The sequence below is a fragment of the uncultured Escherichia sp. genome, assembly GCF_948475835.1.
GTDB lineage: Bacteria > Pseudomonadota > Gammaproteobacteria > Enterobacterales > Enterobacteriaceae > ECMA0423.
The window spans coordinates 1-20510 of sequence record NZ_CAOLGM010000081.1 but is presented as its reverse complement, the minus strand read 5'-3'; the positions used below and the strand labels follow the sequence as shown (position 1 = coordinate 20510).

The following is a 20510-nucleotide window of genomic DNA, read 5'->3' as shown; positions in this document are numbered from 1 at the left end:
ATGTCATCCCGGTAAAACGTGCGGATATTGTTTTTATCCTCATCCCACCCGGTAATGGTTCGCCCGTGTTTCCCCGTGTCGTGATGCCAGTTTTTCAGCGTGCGTGCTTCGTTATTCCAGATAAAGCGAATGCGTTCCTGTATCCGGGTTACGCGGCGTCTGCGTGGTGTCCACGCGGTCCCGTCCGGCGCTTTCTGTGACCGGATACGCGCCTGCTGGGCGCGGCGTAAATCCTGTGCCAGCTTTCTGGCGATGTTATTGATGGCCTGCTGATTCAGGCTGTTGCGGATGGCCTCAAAGGTTTCATCCACGCGGGTGAATGCCTTATCCATCGCTTTCACCCCACGTCACATCCTGGAATACATGCGACCAGTCGCCTTCGGAAGAGGGCAGACGGGGTTTTGGCTCCGGCAGGTGTTCTGCCTGCGGTGTGCCCTGACTGTTGCGCGTGATGCGAACGCGTTCCCGCAGGGGGAGCGTAAACAGGAGGTCGGCGCTGTCATCGTCATTGATAACGGCGGAGAATTTGATGTCCTGATTACGCTCAGGGTTGAGCAACAACTGTGGCTGATTTTCGGATAACCACGCCAGCAGCGGCAGCGTGAGGTCATCCAGCTCCCCGGCGTAATCCATGACAAACATCACCATCTGATAGCGGTAAACAAACGATGGGGTTTCTCCTGTCGTTTCAATGTTGCCGCTCTCCACGAAAATGGTGAATTTTTCCGGGTTGGCCTGACACCATCGGCATGAACGGGTCATGGCTTCACGCAGGGAATCAGTTTTCAGCATGGTTGTTGTCCTCGTTGTTCAGTCGTTGCAGCCTGCGCTGTTCCAGTAATTCAATGGCCCGTTTATCCGCGTTACAGGTTTCCAGTGCATCCAGAAGGCGGTCGCCCCATATACCGAGATTTCCCCATGTGGGAGGGTCAGGGAAGGGGGGCGGCGTTACCGGAATGGTCAGCGTCTGCGGTATAAGCCGGACTGACGGCGCTGGCAGTGGCGCGTTCTGCGTGCCTGCGCAGCCTGTCAGTAAAACGAGCGTCAGGCAAAGCGTGGGCGCATTCATCTTTTGCAATATCGTTGCGTAGCTGTTCACGTCTTACCTCTCCGTCCTGATTGCGTTGCTGATTTTCCACGCGGAGTTGCGCCAGCACCTGCTGCATATCCTGTACCCCGGCGCTGATGATATTCAGGGTGTCGGCGGTACTTTTCAGGGTGCTGGCCTGCGCTTCGTTTCTGGCGTTCTCCCGGCCCAGCGACCACGACAGACGCATGGATGTTCCCCATCCGGCAATCAGAAGGAAAGCGACGCCAAGCGTGGGCCAGAGCTTCATGCCGGATAGGCTCCGTGTGGTAACTGAAAATGCGGTCCGTCTTTCAGGGTCTTCCAGTCGCCGCCCCATTCCACCGGAATATTCAGCTCCCGGCTGGCCTGTCTGAATGCTGCTGCGATTTTTTCGTACAGCGGCCATTCCCATGACACCTGGCTGCCGACATACGCCACAACATCCACGGCATGCCCCGTAAGGTGGCGGCTGTTCATGGTCTGGCTCTTACCTGTGGCCACAAGTTGCTTCTGGCGGTAACGGCTGCGCAATCCTTCGGTGATACCAAAATCCACTTCCGAGATTTCCAGTGCCCGTCGGGTCACTTTCACCAGATCAGGATTTACACCCTGTAAATTCTTTTCGCTCCGGCTGCTGAATTTAAATGTGTCGCTCATTCGTCCTTCTCCTTCACCCTGCGATTAAAGGCCGCAATAACCTTGTCGCGTGCTTTCTCTGCACCCATAAAACCGATAGATGCGCCGAAAAACGTCACGGCATCCTCAGGAACTCCGAAGAAGCGCAACGACCCGGCCACGGCCATGGCAAGAACGCCGCACGCCAGCGATCCCGTTACGGTCTGAACCAGTGTTCGTCCGTCATAAAGACTCATCAGCGCGGAAATGCTGACCGCCGCGCCTACTGCATACACCGTTGGCAGGTGGTCAAAGAGCCACGCAATAACCTGCTCTGTGATCCCTGTTTGAATGGTGCTCACTGCTACTCCCCCCACAACTGAATCATTTCTCGTTTCTTCTTCTCCGGCTCCGGCATCTCCACTTCCTGCCCGGCGTCCAGAAATACCTGCTGACAGAGTCCGGGGTTGGCATCCAGCACCTTTTCGGTGACGCCCTGCGTCGTGCCGTAGTACCGGAAACAGAGCGAATCCACGGTGTCGCCTTCCAGTGCCTTCACTTTCATCAGCACAACTCCGCAAAGATTCGCGGGCGGCGCAGAATGTCAGAGATGGCCCAGCTCACATCGCGCCACAAATCCGATGTCTGTATATCCAGTGCGTCCGCGCGGCGGTCGCCCTTATCCGTTGTGTCCGCATCGCGGTAACGCTCCAGAATCAGGGCGCGTGTGGCGGTATAAACGGCATTGCGCCAGTGCCAGAGATTGACGCTTTCTCCGTTAATTACGGGTGCCGGAACATCGGCCAGCGTCTGATGGCCAGCCGCCTGTTGTTCCTGCTGCCACGCTTCCAGCTCGCGGGTAACGTGTGCCACGGCCCCGGTGGCGGTATGCAGCAGGCGGGAGGTGGTCACACGGCCCGGCAGTCGTATCGCCAGACGCAGCTCACGCAGCACAATATCCGGCCAGAATGCGCCCGCTGAAATACGGGTATCACCATCATCGGTATCGGTGATGTCGTCCTCTGCGGGGCCGGGGTTGGTTCTGGCAACCATACTCATGGGGTTCACTCCTGAAAAAATCGGGCGGTGGGTGCGCGGTGTAAACGGTCACGGAGTCAAACCGGAACACCGCGCACGCCGCCCGCTGACGGGGTCAGTCGTTAACCGCGCTTCGCCTTCTGCGTCGCGGTGGTTTTTCGTGTTGCAGGCTTCCGCGTTGTCTTTTTACTTTTGCTGCTTTCGTCCTGCGTCTGCTGTGCGCTGGCGTCTTCTGGTGCGGCTGCGGAATCGGCTTTTTTCAGGGCGCGGGAAAGGGTTGCAATCTCGCGTTTCACACCTGCGTTCGGGTTCAGGTGCATCGCTTCGCGCAGCAGCTTCAGTGATAAGGCCATGTTGTCTGCATCGGTCAGACCACGACGGGCAAAGGCGCACGCCTTGCATAATTTGGCGCGCACTTCGTCCGGCATATCCTGGTTGGCGACAATTTCCCAAAGTGTGTCCAGTGGTTCGATAAAGGTGGACAAATCCGCGTCGGCATCCGTCCCGGCCTGCGTCAGTACCGGGTTGCAGATTTCTTCGGTCAGTACCGTGGCAGCAGTACGGCCAAAGTTATCCGGCATGATGAGGTTGTGACGGACCACATACGCACCAATACGCAGCGCAAGCGGAAGATCGCCGCAGTCAATCGCCCACACCATCAGCGTGGCAATCACTTCGTCCTGCTGCCCGCCGTCAGCCTCCAGCGTTCCCTCAATCCAGCCGGAAAAATCCGGCAACAACTCTTTTTTGATGGCGGCTTTCGCGCTTCTTGCCTGTACGCCCTTAAGCCGGGCCTGTGCCAGACGCAGACGATACAGCACCTCTTCATGCGCGGTACGCGCGGCGTGGTCCACGCCTTCATTCGCCCGGCCTGCGCGCTGTGCCATCACGTTCTGCCAGTGTTGCTGTGCAGGAGTAATCATTCTTTCTCTCCGTTACAGGCGGGCATGATGCCCGCCGTGAGTTGATTAGCTGTCGGCGAACTTCAGGCCAGTGACCATCGCGCACTTGCCATAGTCTTCAACGACATAAGCGTCATTGATGGACTGGTAGGTGGCGATGCGGTTGTATTCCGGTTCGTCTTTCATCAGACGACGCATTGAACCTTTCTGCCAGTAAATCGACAGGTTGTTGAACGAGGTGATCAGCATCGTTGAATCCGGGAAGAACGGCGCAAGGAACACGCCCAGCCCGCCAATGGTGCGCGATGACAGAATGAGCTGCCCGGCGAGTAATTCCGCATTGGGATTCTGGCCGCTGATGCTGTTCAGCACGGGCAGACGCAGCGAGTTAAACAGGTTGCGCCCCATAATCACCACGAGGTCGTCAGCTTCCTTGTGCCATTCATCCAGCAGGGATGAGCGCGCGTCCTGTACCAGTGCATCAGCGTTCGCATACTTACCCGCGTGCGCCACGGTGTTGTCCATGTTACGGGAGGTCAGCGTCACGTCATTCATAACGCGTTCGCTGGCGTCGGTTCTGATGTGCTCCAGCCAGCCCACGTTAACGTCCTGAAGCAACTTGTTGGTGCTGAAGTTAGACTCATCCGCGTGAGACGTGCCGTTGAAACCGATCATGATGCGGTCAAGTGCCACCTGTCGGGCAATCTGTGCGCTGATGCGGGACTGAAAATCAGGGTGTGCCGCCCAGGCATCAAGCTGCGGATATGAAATAAACGTGTCGTAGTTCACCTGTTCGCACTGGTATTTGCGGTTTTTCAGATCAACCACGTTATTCGGGTTACGGCGTTTTGTGCCGTCATAACTGGTATTCGTGCGCGCAATCGGCCCGGTGGTATCCGGGAGGATTTTTTCGCCTTTCTGGTCGGTCACGCCGATCACGTTAATTCTTTTTGTAAATTCGGTGCTTTCCTTTGAGGCGTTTTCAAAACGCTGCTGTACCGAGGGTTCCACGGTAAATCGCGATACCAGTGCGGAAACCGGGATATTGTTAAGCGACGCCTGCTGCGCCATATAGCAACCCAGCTTGTTGCGGGTAATATCTGACATCACCAGATTCATAAAAAATTTGCTCCTTTGTCTTATCAGAAGTCAGCCAGCTGGTCGGAGGCTGCGCCCGTTGCGGTGAAGCGGTTCTGCGGATCGCCGTCCTGCGTGCGCAGTTTTTCCTTCAGTGCTGTCAGCTCTGTGGTCAGTGACGTGATTTTCTGGCGGTCCTGCTGATGGCGGGTTTCCAGCACATTAAAACGGTCGATAATGTCGGCCTGTGACGTTGCGACGCCTTCCACCGCTTCCTGAATGCGGGAGAAACTGGCGTCATCCGCTTTGCGGCCACGGCCAATAATCCCCATTACGCGGTTAAACCACTGGGTGCCTTCTTCCTGGCGTTGTTCTGCCATTTCGATGATTTCAGACTCGATGGCTTCGGAGATAAGCGGTGCTTCACCCTGGACACTGTTGAACGTCATCACCGCCTGACGTTGCTGTGCCGTGAATTTCAGGCGCTCAGTGCCCAGGCTTGCCGGGGTGTCGGTCATCGCCAGCCCGACCAGATAGGCGCGCCCGTTAACGGAGAACTGCGGGTGCAGTTCGATACTGGAATAGATTTTCTTGCCGTCAGCGACAAGCTGCTTCATGCGCTCGGTCGGTTCGATTTCTGCATACAGCGCAGTACGTCCGGCCAGCGGGCCTTCCGTAATATCTTCCGTACTCAGCGCGGTGACATCGCCCATTGCGGAAAATTCGCTTGACGGGCATGGCGAGAGATAGTGCTCAACGTTCACGCGGGCAGCGTAAACATCCGGGTTGAAGTTCTCGGCGGCTTCACGCAGATGTACCGGACTGATTTCGCGGCCATCAACAGTTGATCCGGAGACAGCCACGCGAAACTTTTTGCGGGATGTCTTTTTTTCATTAGCCATAGTTTTTGCCCCTCTGACTGGTTCTTCAGTCATGATGGCAAAGCGTAACAGGCTGATACAAAGGGCTTTTGTTGTAAGAAAACGGCCAGAACAGGGGGTTAAGGAGAACGGTTTCGCGCGCGGGTAATCTTCCTGTAATTACTCAGGGGGAGCAATGATTCAGGACGCTTTTGTGCGCCAGCGTGCGCGGCAACTTTACTGGCAGGGTTATCCGCCCGCAGAAATATCACGTCTGATGGGAATAAACCCGAACACGATTTATGCGTGGAAAAAACGCGACCAGTGGGATGAAACGCCACCCGTGCAGCGTGTCACGCAGTCCATCGATGCGCGCCTCATCCAGCTTACTGAAAAACAGAATAAAACAGGCGGTGACTTTAAGGAAATAGACCTGCTGACCCGGCAGCTTAAAAAACTGCATGATGGCCAGCCGGATGTGACGGCCACAGGAAAGAAAGGCCGGGCGAAAAAACTTAAAAATCATTTCACGCCGGAGCAGATTGCCGCACTGCGGGAAAAAATCATCAGCAGGCTGGAGTGGCATCAGCGGGGCTGGTTTGACTCCCTGACCCTTTGCAGTGAAGCCGGGATACGTAACAGGATGATCCTGAAATCCCGACAGATTGGGGCGACCTGGTATTTTGCACAGGAAGCACTGCTGATGGCGCTGCGTGACGATGTGGCGCAACCTTACCAGCGTAACCAGATTTTTTTGTCTGCGTCGCGTCGTCAGGCGTTCCAGTTTAAAAGCATTATTCAGAAGGCTGCATCTGAAGTTGATGTGGAGCTGAAAGGGGGCGATAAAATCATCCTCTCCAACGGCGCAGAGCTGCATTTTCTTGGTACTTCTGCTGCGACGGCACAGTCCTACACGGGCAATTTTTATTTTGATGAATTTTTCTGGGTCAGTCGCTTTGCTGAACTGCGCAAGGTGGCTGGCGCTATGGCAACCCTCAGCGGACTGCGGCGCACCTACTTCTCCACGCCATCCACCGAAACGCACGAGGCATACGCCTACTGGAACGGCGACCGCTGGAACGAGAAAAAGGCCACGCATAAACGTCAGCGTTTTTCTGTGGACTGGAAAACGCTGCATAACGGGCTTATCTGCCCTGACCGGACGTGGCGGCAAATTGTCACGCTGGAAGATGTGGTTAATCACGGCTGGAAACACACCGATATTGACGAAATTCGTGATGAAAACACCGAAGACGAGTTCCGCAATCTCTATATGTGTGAGTTTGTCCGCGAAGGGGAATCGGCATTTAACCTGAATATACTGATTGGCTGCGGTGTTGACGGATACGACGACTGGAAAGACTGGAAACCTTTTGCTCCCCGCCCGATGGGGAATCGTCCGGTATGGATTGGGTATGACGCAAACGGCAGCAGTGGAAACGGCGACAGCGGCGCTGTGTCCGTAGTGGTTCCTCCGGCTGTTCCTGGAGGCCGTTTTCGAACGGTGGAGACGCGACGCGTTCAGGGGCTGGAGTTTGAAGAACAGGCCAGAGTCATTGAAGAGTTCACGTGTCGCTACAACGTGGAACACATCGGCATTGATGTGACGGGCGGGAACGGGGAGGCTGTTTATCAGATAGTGAAACGGTTTTTCCCTGCTGCTATTCCGTACACCTTCACGCTGTCATCAAAACGGTCGCTGGTACTGAAAATGCTGCAAATAATGCGTGCCGGGCGGTGGGAATACGATCGCGCCGAACGCGAGCTGGTCGCGGCCTTTAACGCCGTGCGTAAGGTGAAAACACCGGGCGGCTTTATCACTTACGAAACGGACCGCGCGAGGGGGATCAGCCACGGCGACCTTGCGTGGGCAACCATGCTTGCTGTCATTAACGAACCGATTGGCGGCGAAGGAGAAAACGAGCGTTTCACGGTTATGGAGTTCTGATGAGCAGAAAAAATAAAAAAGTGCGCATGAGTTCACGCATTGATCTCGCTGATGCGCTCAGGAAAGAATCATCGCTCAGTGCATTCACATTTGATGGTCCTTATCGCCTGACCGGGCATGACCTGCTGGACAACATGTACTGTGCTGATAACGGGCGGTGGTATGAAACCCCGGTGGACTGGTACGGTCTGGCAAGAGCTGCCCGGCAAACGTCCTGGCATCAGTCTGCGCTTTACTTTAAGCGTAATGTATTGCTCGGTTGCTACATTCCGCACCCGCTGCTTTCCCGGCAGGATTTCTCGGCGCTGGCGCTGGACTGGTTTGTGTTCGGTAACGCATTCCTTGAGCTTCGGAGCAATATGCTCGGCGAACCGCTTAAATTACGGCACGCCCTGGCGAAATACATGCGACGCGGAAGCGATCTTGAATCATGGTGGTATGTGCAGGATGGCAAGGATGCGTTTCAGTTTCGCCCTGGTAAAGTGTGCCACCTGATGAATCCTGACATTAACCAGGAAATTTACGGCATGCCGGAATATCTTGGCGCATTACTCTCGGCCAGCCTGTCTCATTCGGCGGACATGTTCAGAAAACTGTATTACGACAACGGATCCCACGCCGGGTGCATCATCTACATCGGTGCAGCGCAGGTAAACCGCGAAAGCATGGACTCCCTGAAAGAAACGCTACAGGGGGCACGTGGTGGTGGTGCGTTTAAAAACGTGCTCATTCATGCGCCCAACGGGGGCAAAGAGGGGGTGCAAATTTTGCCGTTCCAGCAGATCACCGCAAAGGATGAGTTCATGAATGTTAAGGCGGCATCCCGTGATGATGTGCTGGCTGCGCACCGCGTTCCGCCGCAACTGATGGGGGCGATGCCGGGTGAAAAAAGTGCGTTTGGTGATGTGGAGAAGGCCGCGCGGGTTTACGCAATTAACGAGCTGATGCCCGTCATGGAGGCCATGAAGCACATCAATGACTGGCTTGGCGAAGAGGTGATCCGTTTTAACTCTTATGCACTTCTTGATGAAAAAACAGCCCCGTGATGGGGCTGTCCTTATTACCAGAGTTGAACCATTTTCTGGGTGCCGTCAGGCTTGAGATTATCAATTTCAGAGAGAACGTAATATTGAATGGCTTCACAAACGGTGGTGTAGGGTGAATTACCTTCTTTAAGTGGCACGATATTATTATTAACGCGAACCTGTATTTCATCGTTATACATTGCGATCGAAAGAGGAGTATGCACGAACGCGACTTCGCCAGGTGTGTCGTCAACCACTGTCTCAATGCTAAAAATCAGTTTTCGCTCATCATTGCCGCCCCTTGCTTTGGGGGTAGCGGCAGGAATCTGAGATAAAGGCATTCTGCGAAACCCTTCAGTTGTTTCCAGTCCGCATGAAACGTAATGCTGGCGATTACCGTCGCTATCCGTCCATGTCTGTGATGGCAGCTCCAGAGAGATTTCATAAGCATCAACAATTCCCTGGGCAAGGTGTACAAGCGGGGTCAGATCTTCATTGCGGCGAAAACTTTCCTTTACCTGCTCTCGTTTTTCTCGTAACTGCTTGTAATTAATGACCATAAAACAGCCTCCATTGATTTCTTTGCTCGTATTTTGCACTTATGGAGTGTGGTCGGCAAGGTGCCGCATCACTGACGCGCTTCGCTTGTCTGCTGCTTCGCCGGGGCATAAAAAATTTATGCCCCGACTCTCCAGCTCCCGTATCAATCAGATAATTTCACGACGTCTTCCAACTTATCGCCATCATCGATGGCCAGACTCTTACGCAATCCCATCGAGCTGACAGCATGTTCTCGCCGTCTCATTGCGATTTGACGGCCTTACCTTTCACCCCATCAAATCAGAACCCCTTACGTATTTTTCACGCTCAGCGTGAGCGATACAGCCATTCTGTTGTGTCGCTGCGACATCGTTCAGGGAATGCTATTTACCCCCTGAAACGCGGGCTGTTCCCCCGTCACCTGCGCGCAGAAAAAACGCGTTTTTTTGTGCACGCACGGATCCTTGGCGGATCCAGCCGCCACGCGGGCCGGAAGGGCAAAAAGTCGTTCAAAAAAATTGTGCAAATTTGTGCACAATCTTGCATTAAAATCAACGTTCAGTGGATGTATTTAAGCGAAAAAAAGATCTTTGTATAATTTCGTTCGGTTACGTTGGTGAGAGGTTCTGAGTGAAAGACATCACATATTGGAATGATAAAATTCAGAAACAAATTGATAGTTATCCTGAAGCTGTTCGAGAAAGGATAAATTTTGAGCTTGTTGCACTGCAGAGCGATTGTCCTCATTCTTTCGACAGTTTCGATTTTCCAGTGGATGGTGATGATGCCTTGGGGGTTCCACCTGCTCAAAAAAAATCAATGCGGGAAACGATTGGTCGCTACGCAATGCAATTAACCATCAAGAGTAGTGATTCTTATCGTATGATTTACGTTGCGAAATTTGCGGAGTCTGTTTACATACTTCATACATTTAAGAAAAAGACAAATGGTGTGTCAAAAAAAGAATATGAGACAGCTGCCGCAAGATACAAACAATTAGTGGAGTATCGTCGTAAAAATGGCTTAAGATAGCTTGCAGGTATCTCAAATCTGATATAACATAATCAATGTCAGCAACATCGCTGATTAAGGCTGGAGAGTTATGGAATTCGTCGTAGTCAAAAACCCTTATGCGTCATCAAGTAGCTCTGTAAATGAAGCTAGTGATAAACACATCCGGGCCCAATTAATGGTTATTATCCGAAAAATGATTCAGGAGCGCGGTCTTACCCAGCGAGAAGCTGCTGAATTGCTGGAAACAACCCAACCAAGAGTAAGCGAAATCATTAATGGTAAGTTAGATAATCATACCATTGATCGACTGTTTATCATGCTAAACATCCTGGGGTGGGATTTTAAGTTTGGGTATTCCGGTGGGGTTGTTACTGCGACGGCAGAACATTCCTGTCAGGTTGCATAAATATTAAGCCCCTGACGGGGCCAACCGTCAGGGGCTTTTCAACACAAAGGAATGATAGTCTGAGAAATATCATCACCTTGATGTTTTGCATGTACAACTGTGATTCTAGTCAATCCAGGCAGATAATCAAGGTAAAAATCATTCTCAGTAAGGAGGTGATTATGGATGGCTTTGAAATCAATTGTAAAAAAACCGGCTCCGAAAGGATTTCGTTGGCAGTTTTGCCGATACCGTAAGGTTCGTGGTGATTCTGGTCGAAAGCTGGATGCTCATGAGTATGGCTGGAAAGCTTGGGCGTTTCTAGTGCGAAGCTGATATTTGATATTTAAAAGCATGGCGAAAGCCATGCTTTTTGTGATCATTCAGGAAAAAATTCCTGAATATTCTTTTTTATTTGACTTATATTCTGATTTTTGCAACCAACAGGCTCGCTGTTATGCCAGCCCCATATGTGATTGTTGGCAGGCATATTTTCCCCCTCTGACCATTCAGCCAGCCAGTAAGCAAAGGCAGGATCGTTTTTAATGAGTGCCAGTCCAGCCAGAAATGCCGCGCGTTGCGCGCGGCTGCGTTCGGAGGCTGGCAGGCTGTCGAGATAATTACACGCTTCCCGTTCACTCTTGACTGCAGCTGGCTTCAGATAGAAACTTATCCGTCTGGTTGGTGTCGTCATTGGTTTACTCCTTGTCCATTGCGTACAGCCCGTTAACCAGAGCAAACTGTGGCACCCCGTCCGCGATGAAAGTCGCATTAACTCCGCAGGCTTCGCGGATAGCGGGTGCCACAATCTCCGCCCCTCCACCGACAACCATCACCCGCCCGTAACCCGAAAAACCCGCCAGCGCGCGGATCACGCGTTGTTTCAGTGTTTCTTCCTTTTCACGAATAACCGCCATCAGGCTGGCGTAATGCGCGTCATTGTGGATGTGCTGGCGCAGCCAGGCTTCATCATGGCGATGTTCGATAATGGTATTGGCGATGTGGTGACTGGTACGCATACCGTTAGTGGCCATCACCGACAGTACGGCATCGGCCATCAGGGAAACGCCTACGTGTGGATCGCAAAACACCTGGCTGATACCTGCCAGTTGTCCCTGAACCTTTGCCACATCCAGCGTGGTTCCGCCTAAATCCACAATCAGCAGGGATTCAAACGGACTCATGTCAGCCAGTGCTTTAAAACCAGCCGGAATGGATTCAGGCATAACCCGTACGTTACGGATAGTGAATGCTTTTCCGTTCTGGTACGCCACCGGGCGCATGACGTTTGCTTTTTTGCGGTTGATGTTGGCCATGTCCGGCTGTGCGTTGGTGTCGAAATATTCGCTCAGTGGCAGGGTGACAACCACATCCACTTCCTGTGGTGTGATGCCTGATTTGACCAGCGCGTGATGAATGGCAATGACATTCACATCGCTGTACTGGTATTGCGTGTCGGTCGTCTGGACAAAGCGATCGCTGACCGGATCAAAACCATAGCGCACGCCATCAAGCATGTAGTTTGCGGGCTGCGTTCCACCGAACGGCGCAGACCATTCCGACTTGAAGCTGTTCGGGCTGATGGCGTTGCGGCGTTCGCCGTTCTCAGTCCATGCCAGCTTGATGTTGGTGGAGCCGTCATCGATACAAATTTTCATGTCGCTTTTCCTTATGTTGATTAATTAATCGTTTACGGGATTCTGAAATCCCGTTTTTGCCTGTTTTATGCGCGCTTCATATATCGCGGCGCGTTTTTTGCTCATTTACGGGATTTGTGAATCCCGTTTCTGTCTGTTTTTTGTTTCCACTGGTCAGGCCACCCCGCAGCAGGTCTGCTTTGCGGCGGGCGCGTTCAGTGGTTTCACTGATTCTCTGTGCGTGCTCTGCGTCGCGGATGGCGCGCAGCATGTCAGAAAGCACGGTAACGGGTGTTTTCATGGTGTTCTGGTCTTGCTGAAGTGTGGATGCCAGGCGTGCGGCGGCTTCGGGGTCTGATGCCCCCAGCTGTTCCAGATAGCTGGCGACCGGGTTATGGCGGATCTCCGTGCTGCTTACGCCGTGGTTACGGCTCAGGCGCTGCCAGAGCTGCGTGATTCGGCTGTCCGGGCGGGTATCCGGTTTGCGTACAATTTCAAATCCCTGCGGTGCAATGATGCTGCCGTCAACGTACAGACTGCCGCCCCGTAACAGGTGCTGCATCTGCTGTTCACCGATATGCAGGCCGAGAGATTCAGCAGACTCCCGCCATTCTTTAGCGAGTAACTCGTGGTTATCAGGCAAAGGCTGTGGCTGTTTGCGGCTCTGTGTCCAGTTCTGCATTTCATCACTGCTGTTTTTTGCCTGTTTGTCACGCAGCGAACGCATCAGCGCCCGGTGTTCGTGCCGTTTCAGTGAGCGCATCCATTCATTCACGTCAACGCCGTCAGGAAGCTGCGGCCACGGTGCTGGCCGTTCTTCCGGCTGTTCTGTCCCGTTGTTGCCCGTTTCCTGTATACGGGGACAGTTATTGCCACGAGTCCAAGGGGCGGCAGGGCCGCCCTGAAGGTCAAAACCATTTTCGCGGGCGCTGTCTTCCGCTTCCGGTTTGCGTCTTACCAGCTTCCAGTTGTCCGGATGCGTGCATACGCGGGAAGACTCCCCGATGAGCGGTGACCAGATCCCGTAAATCTGTACGCTCTGTTCACCGTAATCGTTCAGCTCATCTGCGAGGTCGTAGGCGGTGCGAATCAGGTAGTCCTTGCGTGGAACAAGTACGCCGCCCTGTTTCTCTATGTAGGTGGCAAAACATCCGGCATCAGCGGAAGCAAGAACCGCGTCCATTGCGTCATCCTTCAGCCGTTGCGGTCCTTCCGGGTTGCGAGCCATCTGGCTGGCAAGGCGGCGCAGTTCACGCCACACCTGACGGGAGGGGATACCAAAGAACTGGAACTGGCGGACCCGGTGAAGGCGCGCCCAGCCGATGGCGCGTTCCACGCTCTCGGCCATTGATTTTCCGGTTTCGTGGTCAACGCGTGGCTTGCCCGTTTTCGGGTCGATGCCATCCACGGCACGGCTGTCCAGGTTTTTCCCGATGTAGGTGGCGATGTAGCTGGTCGGTGTGCCTTTTGAGCCGTCGACGTACTCCGCCTTAAAGCGTGGGGTAATATCATCACCCAGCTCGTGACGATCTTCCTGAATGGCAATATCGCGGGTGTGGGACACAATGGTGTCGATTTCTTCCGGATGAGCAAAGACCATCATATGCCAGTGCACGGTGCCGTCATGGTGAGGCTCCACCGTGCGGATGCCATACCAGCGCAGGCCGTCGCGGTTCAGTTTCTTGCGGACCGCCGCAAAAAACGTGTTAACCAGGTAATCGCTGGAGTCGCGCATGGTGGCCCCGTTCCATTTGGGATTCGGATGACCGTTCTCTGTTGTGGCGTGGTATTTTGACGGGCAGGTGACAGTCAGAAACACCGCTTTGTCGCCACGGGCTTCGGCCAGAAGTTCCAGCCCCTTCATGGTGGCCATCATTTCTGCCTTACGATGAACCGGATTACTTACTCCCGCGTAATACACCGTCTCGAGATCAATCGTGAACCCGTCTTCGTTTTCCAGCATGAAACTTTTCAGGAAATCGCGTGTTTTCTCGCGCTGTGCTCGAAACTCGCTTAACGCGTCCTGGCTCAGATAGGGCGATGTTTTTCTGGAAACCAGACAGGCGGCGCGGAGTTGTTCTTCCCGCCACTCGCAACGTAACAGCCACAGTTTGCGTTTCCACCATTCCGCACAGGTCAGGCGAAGGATTGCGCCCGGCAGCAACTCCGTGTCCGGTTCGTTCCTCCGGTCTTTGTCTGTTGTCAGTGCGTCATAATGCGGAGGCATGGCGTGCAGGTGTAACGCCATGCGGGCCAGCATCTGATACGCCTTCAGCGTTACCTCCATGGTCAGCTCGCCATCAGTCGCGCCAAAGCCATCGCAGAGTTTTTCGAAGGTGCTGCTGAACATCGCCGCCGTCATGGTGGCCAGCGTCTGTATCTGGTGCTTGTTGAGCTGCGGCAGGTAAAGCAAATCATCCAGGCGTTCGCGTCCGGCAAGGGAGCGATAACCCGGTGTCAGCCAGCGGTGGTCGGTGCGGTCCAGACGTTCGAATATTTTGCGCAGGGTTCCGCGCGCGTAGCGTTCAGCCTGCCAGCTCTTTTTGCCTTTCCGGCGATCGGCTTCCTGTTTTTTGCGCAGGAAGGAGAGGTGGCGAATAAGCGGATCGCGCAGATAGGACGGCAGCAGGCGCAGCGAGGCCATGGCTTCATCCACCGCACCGCGTACCTGTTTTCTGGCGTCTCCTGCCAGTGTGATGGTTTTGTCCTGTTTTTCCTGTGCATCCAGGCTTTTATTAATCAGGTTGCCCAGCGGCGTGGCGGAGAACGCCGCATCAGCCATTTCCTGGCGGCGCTCGTTCTCTGCCCGGTAGGCATCCAGCCAGGAGGAAAGCGCGGATTCAGGAACGGGGATCCCCGTTCCTTCACGTCCCACTGCGTGGCGCGGCTGTTGCCAGTCCCTGATGTACTCTGCCGTCATAGTGATTTACTTCGTCATGCCATTCAGGGTGTCGCGGCAGACGGCAGCCAGCCGCTGAATTTCCAGCACGGTGTCTTCTGTGTCGGCATGGCGATGTGTGATGCGGATGCTGTCGGCAATCACATCGACGATTGCAGAGGATGGGCGCTGGTAAATGCCAATAACGGACGGGGTGCCACCTTCAATGCGGTAAAGCCTGTAATTTCCCTCGTGGCTGTCAATCATGTAGCGACCATCAATAACAATTTTTCCGTCAGCGAGTTGCGGTACAGGCAGGGATTTCAGGTACATGTCATAACGATCACGCACGCGAGCGGCAAGATCACGTTCTGTGTTGAGCAGGTATTCAAGAAAGTCGTTGGCGAGAATCATTGCGGCAATCCTCTTGTTACAGATGTGCGAAGGCCTCCCGCCGCAAGGTGCAGGAAAGGCCCGGAACAGGAATTAATGGAGTTTGTTTTGCTGCTGGATGAGCTGTTGAAGCTCGCGCAGATCATCCGCCAGATAGCTGAAAACAGCGGATGAGTAGAGGTTTGAAAGTTCGCAGCTACGCTCATGCAGCATGTTGATGTGCATGATTTTAGCGACGCGGAATGCGCGGGAAAGTCTGCGGTCGATTTCAGTCTGGATGTGACGACGCGCAGCGTATGCGCGCTGTTTGCGGTTTGCCATGGTGTGGCCTCTCTGTTAGTCAGTTTTGAAAACTCACCATCCAGAGGTTCCAAGCTCGGGGTGGTGAGACGTACAGGGTTGGAACTACCGGCTAACAGAGGACCCGGCCCAGCTGATGCTGGCCCTGTACGCCCCACCATAATTTTGACGCGAAAAAGACGTGGCGATACGGTACGCACAAAAAAACCGCTGGCGCGGTTGTGCGCTCTGTTAGTCTGCGGGGTTCCAATCCCGGCACCCGTTTTATGAGGTGCAGCGGAAATGTAACCTGACTGATTGCGGCATGGCAAGCGGTTTTTTTGTGAGAACGGCATACTAAAAAATCCTGATACTGCTCCGGCCAGCGATTTTCACTGGCCGGGTTTAATTACTTCACCGGAACAAACGGAACAGCGGTATTGCTGGTCATGTATTGCGGCAGCGTGCCGTTCCATTTGTTGATTGCTTCCAGCTCCATAACGCCGGGATTCTGGCGCAGAGCTTCACCGCGTAAACGAATGGCGTCGGCTTCAGCCTGGGCTTTTGTGCGAATGGCATCAGCCTGTCCGGCAGCTTCTGCGCGCAACATGTTGGCTTCTGCTTCGCGTTGCTTGACTTCCTGTTCGCGTTGCAGGGTTTTCTGGTTTGCCGTGACTTTGGCGTTAATGCTGTCGATAACGGTTGGCGGATATTCCGGTTTACCGACATAAGAGAGGCTCATGACCTGAATACCGATGGGGGTCATCTCTTCCTGAATATCTTTAAGTGCTGAATCCAGCAGTTCAGACTTGCCACCGTCGATGAATTTATCGGTGGTCATTTTGCTGGCCAGTCGGTTGAGTGCATCGGCGATCTTCTGGCGCAGGTCAGTGTCGGTAATGTCGTCCACGCCTTTGCGGTAGGTCTGAAACACTGTAGTAACTTTGGATGGATCAACCTTGTAGGCCACACCGATGTGATAGCCGATGGTTGTGCCGTCACTCATCTGAAAGCTGAACGGCTCATCGTAGGTCTTCATTTGTTTGAAGGTCGGGAAGATGTAAACCTCTGTATTCCAGCCTGTCCAGTAGCGGCCAACGCCAACCACTTCACCGACGCCTTTGTCGTCGCCCAGTTTGTTGACTTTGATGCCCACATTACCTGGCTCAACGCGATCGCAACCAACCAGCAGGATGGCGGCAAAAAGCGGGATAATCTGAAAGAGTTTGAGTTTCTTCATTGTTTGATTTCCTTGATGTACTTACTGAAAAGGCGAACAACGCCTGCCGGGTACAGCATGGCAATGAAAATGCCCAGCAATACCAAGAAGGAGCTGTCTGATGAAATCATTCGGGGGAGTAGTCCTGCATACAGAATGAGAGAAACGAGGACGCATACCAGCGCCCACATGTATGCGCGAAACCAGGTCTTTTTGTTCATATCGCGGTCCTTTACTGGTTAAGGAAGAAATCAAAAACCTTGTCGATGCGTTGCAGTAGCTCTCGTTGCATTGCTTCCGGCGTTTCTGGTTCACCAGGCGAACCCAGTGGAGCGCAGAAATCAGCGATTTCATGATGGAGCGCCAGGCGAATGGCTGGAGACATGGTTCTGGCGTGCTCCAGCTCATCCAGCAGTGCCAGCACGGCAGACGGCGAGAGCATTGCGCGAAACGCCAGTAATTTTTGATGCGTTGCCATTCGTTGCAGGTCAATCGCCAGTTCGCGTAATTCCTGGTGGTTGATGGCGCTCATGCTCTGGCCTCCTTCAGTAGCTGGTTAAACATGTTGGTAAGTGGATTGCCGCACCCGAACGGCATCGGGTTTATCTGGTAAGAAAAGCGACCGCCTGTTTTGCGCTCTTTTCTTATGACTGAACCGCTGCGCCAGAGTCGGCGTAACTCCGCATTAATGGCTGTGGTTGGGGTATTCAGTGCTGCGGCGATTTCTCCACCGCTACACCCCGGATTGGCGGCGATATAGTCCAGAATGGTCATCTGCGTGACTCCTGTACCTGTCGGATAAGGTTCACCCGCACCACATTCGTGGCGCAGAAGTAAGTGCCGTCAGTGAGATAGATGTGATGTGCATCCTTTTCTGAACGGTGTTTGTCGATTGTGGTAATCAGGCGTTCGTCGACTTCGTATTCACGTCCTCTGGAGGTAAAACGAACGACAGGAAAATGCTTAATTGCCATTACGCCTCCTTGGCGTGTGCGAATACCTCCGCGAATGCGGATTGTTTTTACATTTTCTTATTTAACCTGTGGTTTTATTTGCTCTGTTATTCGCCAGTGAAAAAGCGTTCAATCTTTTTTACTGAATGAATAATTCGCATAATCCCAATGGCGCAGGCCACCGAAATAATCAGAACAAGCCATGAGATAAATATACTCATGCAATATTCCCCAGCTTATACGGTTCAATATGTTCCCCGCATTCTGCGGCACAGATCAGCTCGGAAAGTTCGTTAAGTGCATCCAGATCATCAGCGTAAAAAGCCACGTCATACAGACTCCGGATTGCCCTGGTCAATGAGTCACGGGCTGCACGTTCAGCATGAGCGCCTGATGCACTTAAGCGAAAATAAAAACGCTCAAGTGCTTTGTTAATGAGAGTTTTATATTCTTTGCCCATCGCAACGCCCTTTAATCTGCTTTCTGAATTTCTGCTTCTGAATCCATACAAATAATTTCGATATAAGGTTCATCGCCATTAGCCTGGCGTGCCTTTTCAGCTCCACTAATGATTTCTCGTACGGTCTGGTACGGAAGTTCCACAAGCAGTCGCGTGCCGTTCAGATAAACGTAAGTGGCTTCGTCGGCTCCGTTTTTACCCGCCGGAGCCACTCCATCAATAGCGGATGCGCGTAATAACAGTTCACCGCGAAAATCAATAAAACGGATAAATACACTTTGTGTATGCTCTTTGGTCATAACTCACCTGTTATAAATCAGCCTGTTTAATAAAACTTTGCCCGCGAAGCAGACGATCAACCGTACGAAGTGCTTCGTATAATGTGAAATCCTGCCCGAATTGATTGTCGCCGCAGCTCAATGCAAAAATGCGGTTTCCGGTAAACGGATTGCGTGGGCATTTATGGACCACGATTCCAGCTTTCTCAATCAGCCAGGCATGCTCGCCGATTTGTTTTACAGCGTGGCCATCCGGTGTTGCGTGTGTTTCGCTCAGGCTGTAGCGAGAGCTGCTGCGTGATGCACTGGTAGCGAAACGGTTAGCATGGCGTTCCGCCCCGTTGCGGTATTTAGAACGTGAGGAGGTGGCATTTCTATTCATAGCGATGCTCATGTTGTTTTAACTGTTAGCGATAGCGTCTTTCAGCATTGCCACAAGGTTTACTTCTGGCTTTTCCATTTTGGCGCGTTTTGGTCGGATAATAATTCGACCGTCAGCCAACATCTTTTTGCATGTATTAAGAGGGATACCTGTTATCTCTGCATATTTCTGCAGGGATACATAGGGGGCATGCACATTGATATTGATGGTTATACCTGACATCCCACTAACCTCCTGATCAGGAAGATTTGTTTTGTTCTTTCTGGGTCAGCTCCAGGCCTCGAAGGAAGATCATGCGCGCCATGTTAGAGGATGAGCGTTGTTCTTTGGCGGCCATTTCATCAATGATGGCTCGCTCCTCGAGGGACAGCCTAAGTGCCAGTCTTGGACCTGTGGCGGTATTACGCGGAATGCGTGACTTGGTGTCGTGACTAACTTGATTCATAGTGGTACATTGTGATCATCTAATTGCACGTGAAATTACTTTAGGGAACAAAACTTCCTATGTCAACAGAAAAAGAGGAATTAAGTGTCATTATTGGACGTCGATTACGGGAGGAACGAGAGAAAACTGGCATGACTCAGGATGATATGGCGTCTATTTTTGAAGTTTCTACAAAGACTTGGGGGAAGTATGAAAGAGGGGTGACTACACCGGATGCAGCTATGCTGAATCTCTTGGGAAGGCGCTGCGGAGTAGATGTCTATTACATACTTTCTGGTAGTCGTGCACATGGCATCCCTAATGCCACTGAAGATGAGATTGAGCTAATTAAAATATATCGCTCTGCACCTTTGGCTGTTAAGGCGGCGGCTTTGGCAGCCTTGACCGCTGGTAGTTTGGCTCCAGGTACAATAAGAGCTTCTGGCAAGGGCCATCGTATTGCTGGTCGTGACTATAACGAAACTAAGGGTTAGCTCTAGCAGGGAGGTGACATGGCGGTCAACTCAAACGGTTCAGACAATCGCGTTGCTGGGCGTGATTACCACGAAAAGAATATTCAGATAGAGCGATATGATGATCGGCATACAGTCAATATTGCAATCCCTTCTGGTAGGCCTGATGAGCGCCCATTAGTTAAGGCTCAGCGACATCAACTGAAGTTGTTGGTTGACAAGATTGTTGATGCCAGCAAGGAAGAATCGTTTGTTGTTTGGCGTAAACTTCATGCTGAAATCGGTGTTGATAGTGTCGATAAGATGACGGTGAATCAGTATCCAACCGCAATTAGCTTTCTCAATGCGATGCTTGACCGACACAAGGATCATGACGCCTGTAAATTACTTGTAAGCCTCCTTCTTCGCAACAGTGAAAGTAATGAAATTAGACAAAAACTTCTTCGATATTGCCATATCAATTTCGGTACAGGCCGTTTAAACGATCTTACTCGTTCTCAGTTGCAATCTGCATTGTCGTGGTTAGATCAGCAGACTAATAAAAATATATCTCAGAGCAATGGCAATATTAAAAATAGACACTGCATTAGTGAACTATTAACAGAATATACTAAAGACTTTTTGATTGTGTTCATTGTTGGACTCATTTTGGGTATGGTGA

At 52.5% G+C, this 20510-nt stretch carries 33 protein-coding genes; 7 read left to right on the top strand and 26 right to left on the bottom strand.

All coding sequences use genetic code 11. The features are described from left to right. The 10 genes from QZF50_RS15705 to QZF50_RS15660 all read right to left on the bottom strand — a co-directional run. A partial coding sequence (locus QZF50_RS15705) for a phage virion morphogenesis protein (RefSeq protein WP_290388908.1) occupies positions 1-332 on the bottom strand: 332 nt, incomplete at its 3' end. Beyond that, positions 325-792 carry a phage tail protein gene (locus tag QZF50_RS15700; protein WP_000920586.1) on the bottom strand — a complete coding sequence of 156 codons (468 nt, stop codon included), beginning with the start codon at positions 790-792 and terminating at the stop codon, positions 325-327. The genes QZF50_RS15705 and QZF50_RS15700, both read right to left, overlap by 8 nt. Before the next feature lie 137 nt (positions 793-929). Then, positions 930-1337: a DUF2570 domain-containing protein gene (locus tag QZF50_RS15695; protein WP_021511916.1), complete on the bottom strand. Its 408-nt coding sequence runs from the start codon at positions 1335-1337 to the stop codon at positions 930-932. Beyond that, complete coding sequence (locus QZF50_RS15690; protein ID WP_061892400.1) at positions 1334-1726, bottom strand: M15 family metallopeptidase; 393 nt, start codon at positions 1724-1726, stop codon at positions 1334-1336. The genes QZF50_RS15695 and QZF50_RS15690 overlap by 4 nt, the downstream gene beginning before the upstream one ends. Then, on the bottom strand, positions 1723-2046 hold the full coding sequence (locus QZF50_RS15685; RefSeq protein ID WP_061892399.1) for a phage holin family protein: 324 nt from the start codon (positions 2044-2046) through the stop codon (positions 1723-1725). Before QZF50_RS15685 ends, QZF50_RS15690 begins: the two co-directional genes overlap by 4 nt. Before the next feature lie 2 nt (positions 2047-2048). Further along, positions 2049-2249, bottom strand: a complete 201-nt coding sequence (locus tag QZF50_RS15680; RefSeq protein ID WP_000864901.1) for a tail protein X — start codon at positions 2247-2249, stop codon at positions 2049-2051. Next, on the bottom strand, positions 2249-2743 hold the full coding sequence (locus tag QZF50_RS15675) for a head completion/stabilization protein (protein ID WP_000063094.1): 495 nt from the start codon (positions 2741-2743) through the stop codon (positions 2249-2251). The genes QZF50_RS15680 and QZF50_RS15675 overlap by 1 nt, the downstream gene beginning before the upstream one ends. Positions 2744-2844: 101 nt before the next feature. Continuing rightward, on the bottom strand, positions 2845-3645 hold the full coding sequence (gene gpM / locus QZF50_RS15670) for a phage terminase small subunit (protein WP_061892398.1): 801 nt from the start codon (positions 3643-3645) through the stop codon (positions 2845-2847). A gap of 45 nt (positions 3646-3690) precedes the next feature. Beyond that, a complete protein-coding gene (locus QZF50_RS15665; RefSeq protein ID WP_021533064.1) occupies positions 3691-4743 on the bottom strand; it encodes a phage major capsid protein, P2 family in 1053 nt (350 codons plus the stop codon). 23 nt (positions 4744-4766) lie between these two features. Continuing rightward, positions 4767-5603: a GPO family capsid scaffolding protein gene (locus tag QZF50_RS15660; RefSeq protein WP_001262673.1), complete on the bottom strand. Its 837-nt coding sequence runs from the start codon at positions 5601-5603 to the stop codon at positions 4767-4769. 154 nt (positions 5604-5757) lie between these two features. Between QZF50_RS15660 and QZF50_RS15655 the strand changes: the two genes are divergently transcribed. Further along, positions 5758-7509 carry a terminase family protein gene (locus QZF50_RS15655; protein ID WP_061892397.1) on the top strand — a complete coding sequence of 584 codons (1752 nt, stop codon included), beginning with the start codon at positions 5758-5760 and terminating at the stop codon, positions 7507-7509. Beyond that, positions 7509-8555, top strand: coding sequence for a phage portal protein (locus tag QZF50_RS15650; protein WP_000087814.1), 1047 nt, complete (start codon positions 7509-7511; stop codon positions 8553-8555). Before QZF50_RS15655 ends, QZF50_RS15650 begins: the two co-directional genes overlap by 1 nt. 14 nt (positions 8556-8569) lie before the next feature. On the opposite strand, the gene QZF50_RS15645 is transcribed toward QZF50_RS15650, so the two are convergent. After that, positions 8570-9094 (bottom strand): hypothetical protein, encoded by a 525-nt coding sequence (locus tag QZF50_RS15645; protein ID WP_001407222.1) that lies wholly within the window; start codon positions 9092-9094, stop codon positions 8570-8572. 610 nt (positions 9095-9704) lie between these two features. Here QZF50_RS15645 and QZF50_RS15640 point away from each other — a divergent pair. Both QZF50_RS15640 and QZF50_RS15635 read left to right on the top strand, forming a co-directional pair. Beyond that, positions 9705-10106, top strand: a complete 402-nt coding sequence (locus tag QZF50_RS15640) for a type II toxin-antitoxin system RelE/ParE family toxin (RefSeq protein ID WP_000652085.1) — start codon at positions 9705-9707, stop codon at positions 10104-10106. A 70-nt stretch (positions 10107-10176) separates the two neighbouring features. Further along, positions 10177-10494 (top strand): helix-turn-helix transcriptional regulator, encoded by a 318-nt coding sequence (locus tag QZF50_RS15635; RefSeq protein ID WP_000397568.1) that lies wholly within the window; start codon positions 10177-10179, stop codon positions 10492-10494. Positions 10495-10852: 358 nt separating this feature from the next. On the opposite strand, the gene QZF50_RS15630 is transcribed toward QZF50_RS15635, so the two are convergent. The 15 genes from QZF50_RS15630 to QZF50_RS15560 all read right to left on the bottom strand — a co-directional run bounded on the left by QZF50_RS15630 (position 10853) and on the right by QZF50_RS15560 (position 19174). Then, positions 10853-11167 (bottom strand): plasmid partitioning/stability family protein, encoded by a 315-nt coding sequence (locus tag QZF50_RS15630; protein WP_000211284.1) that lies wholly within the window; start codon positions 11165-11167, stop codon positions 10853-10855. Between the two features lie 4 nt (positions 11168-11171). Continuing rightward, a complete protein-coding gene (locus tag QZF50_RS15625; RefSeq protein ID WP_000686508.1) occupies positions 11172-12131 on the bottom strand; it encodes a plasmid segregation protein ParM in 960 nt (319 codons plus the stop codon). Positions 12132-12207: 76 nt separating this feature from the next. Beyond that, the gene (locus tag QZF50_RS15620) at positions 12208-15030 is read right to left on the bottom strand and encodes a replication endonuclease (RefSeq protein ID WP_061892395.1); all 2823 of its coding nucleotides are present in this window, start codon (positions 15028-15030) and stop codon (positions 12208-12210) included. Between the two features lie 6 nt (positions 15031-15036). After that, positions 15037-15402, bottom strand: coding sequence for a hypothetical protein (locus QZF50_RS15615; protein WP_000599378.1), 366 nt, complete (start codon positions 15400-15402; stop codon positions 15037-15039). A gap of 72 nt (positions 15403-15474) precedes the next feature. Continuing rightward, complete coding sequence (locus tag QZF50_RS15610; RefSeq protein WP_061892394.1) at positions 15475-15702, bottom strand: hypothetical protein; 228 nt, start codon at positions 15700-15702, stop codon at positions 15475-15477. 367 nt (positions 15703-16069) lie between these two features. Continuing rightward, complete coding sequence (locus tag QZF50_RS15605; RefSeq protein ID WP_000734269.1) at positions 16070-16900, bottom strand: SPFH domain-containing protein; 831 nt, start codon at positions 16898-16900, stop codon at positions 16070-16072. After that, positions 16897-17100, bottom strand: a complete 204-nt coding sequence (locus QZF50_RS15600; RefSeq protein WP_001036813.1) for a hypothetical protein — start codon at positions 17098-17100, stop codon at positions 16897-16899. The genes QZF50_RS15605 and QZF50_RS15600 overlap by 4 nt, the downstream gene beginning before the upstream one ends. 11 nt (positions 17101-17111) lie before the next feature. Further along, on the bottom strand, positions 17112-17411 hold the full coding sequence (locus QZF50_RS15595; protein WP_001696649.1) for a hypothetical protein: 300 nt from the start codon (positions 17409-17411) through the stop codon (positions 17112-17114). Next, entirely contained in the window at positions 17408-17653 is a 246-nt protein-coding gene (locus QZF50_RS15590; protein ID WP_000153674.1) for a helix-turn-helix domain-containing protein, read from the bottom strand. The genes QZF50_RS15595 and QZF50_RS15590 overlap by 4 nt, the downstream gene beginning before the upstream one ends. Continuing rightward, positions 17650-17853, bottom strand: a complete 204-nt coding sequence (locus QZF50_RS15585) for a hypothetical protein (protein ID WP_000985161.1) — start codon at positions 17851-17853, stop codon at positions 17650-17652. The genes QZF50_RS15590 and QZF50_RS15585 overlap by 4 nt, the downstream gene beginning before the upstream one ends. Positions 17854-17939: 86 nt before the next feature. Further along, on the bottom strand, positions 17940-18053 hold the full coding sequence (locus tag QZF50_RS15580; RefSeq protein ID WP_000021656.1) for a hypothetical protein: 114 nt from the start codon (positions 18051-18053) through the stop codon (positions 17940-17942). Then, a complete protein-coding gene (locus QZF50_RS15575; protein ID WP_000514277.1) occupies positions 18050-18292 on the bottom strand; it encodes a DUF4754 family protein in 243 nt (80 codons plus the stop codon). Before QZF50_RS15575 ends, QZF50_RS15580 begins: the two co-directional genes overlap by 4 nt. An 11-nt stretch (positions 18293-18303) precedes the next feature. Beyond that, positions 18304-18591, bottom strand: coding sequence for a hypothetical protein (locus QZF50_RS15570; protein WP_061892393.1), 288 nt, complete (start codon positions 18589-18591; stop codon positions 18304-18306). A gap of 10 nt (positions 18592-18601) precedes the next feature. Next, positions 18602-18952 carry a DUF4761 family protein gene (locus QZF50_RS15565; protein ID WP_061892414.1) on the bottom strand — a complete coding sequence of 117 codons (351 nt, stop codon included), beginning with the start codon at positions 18950-18952 and terminating at the stop codon, positions 18602-18604. Positions 18953-18970: 18 nt separating this feature from the next. Beyond that, entirely contained in the window at positions 18971-19174 is a 204-nt protein-coding gene (locus QZF50_RS15560; protein WP_290377972.1) for a DNA-binding protein, read from the bottom strand. 71 nt (positions 19175-19245) lie between these two features. On the opposite strand from QZF50_RS15560, the gene QZF50_RS15555 reads away from it, so the two are divergent. The 3 genes from QZF50_RS15555 to QZF50_RS15545 all read left to right on the top strand — a co-directional run. Continuing rightward, positions 19246-19383 (top strand): hypothetical protein, encoded by a 138-nt coding sequence (locus QZF50_RS15555; RefSeq protein ID WP_129541929.1) that lies wholly within the window; start codon positions 19246-19248, stop codon positions 19381-19383. A gap of 73 nt (positions 19384-19456) precedes the next feature. Then, positions 19457-19870, top strand: a complete 414-nt coding sequence (locus QZF50_RS15550) for a helix-turn-helix transcriptional regulator (RefSeq protein ID WP_061892390.1) — start codon at positions 19457-19459, stop codon at positions 19868-19870. Positions 19871-19888: 18 nt separating this feature from the next. Then, a partial coding sequence (locus QZF50_RS15545; RefSeq protein WP_290388907.1) for a hypothetical protein occupies positions 19889-20510 on the top strand: 622 nt, incomplete at its 3' end.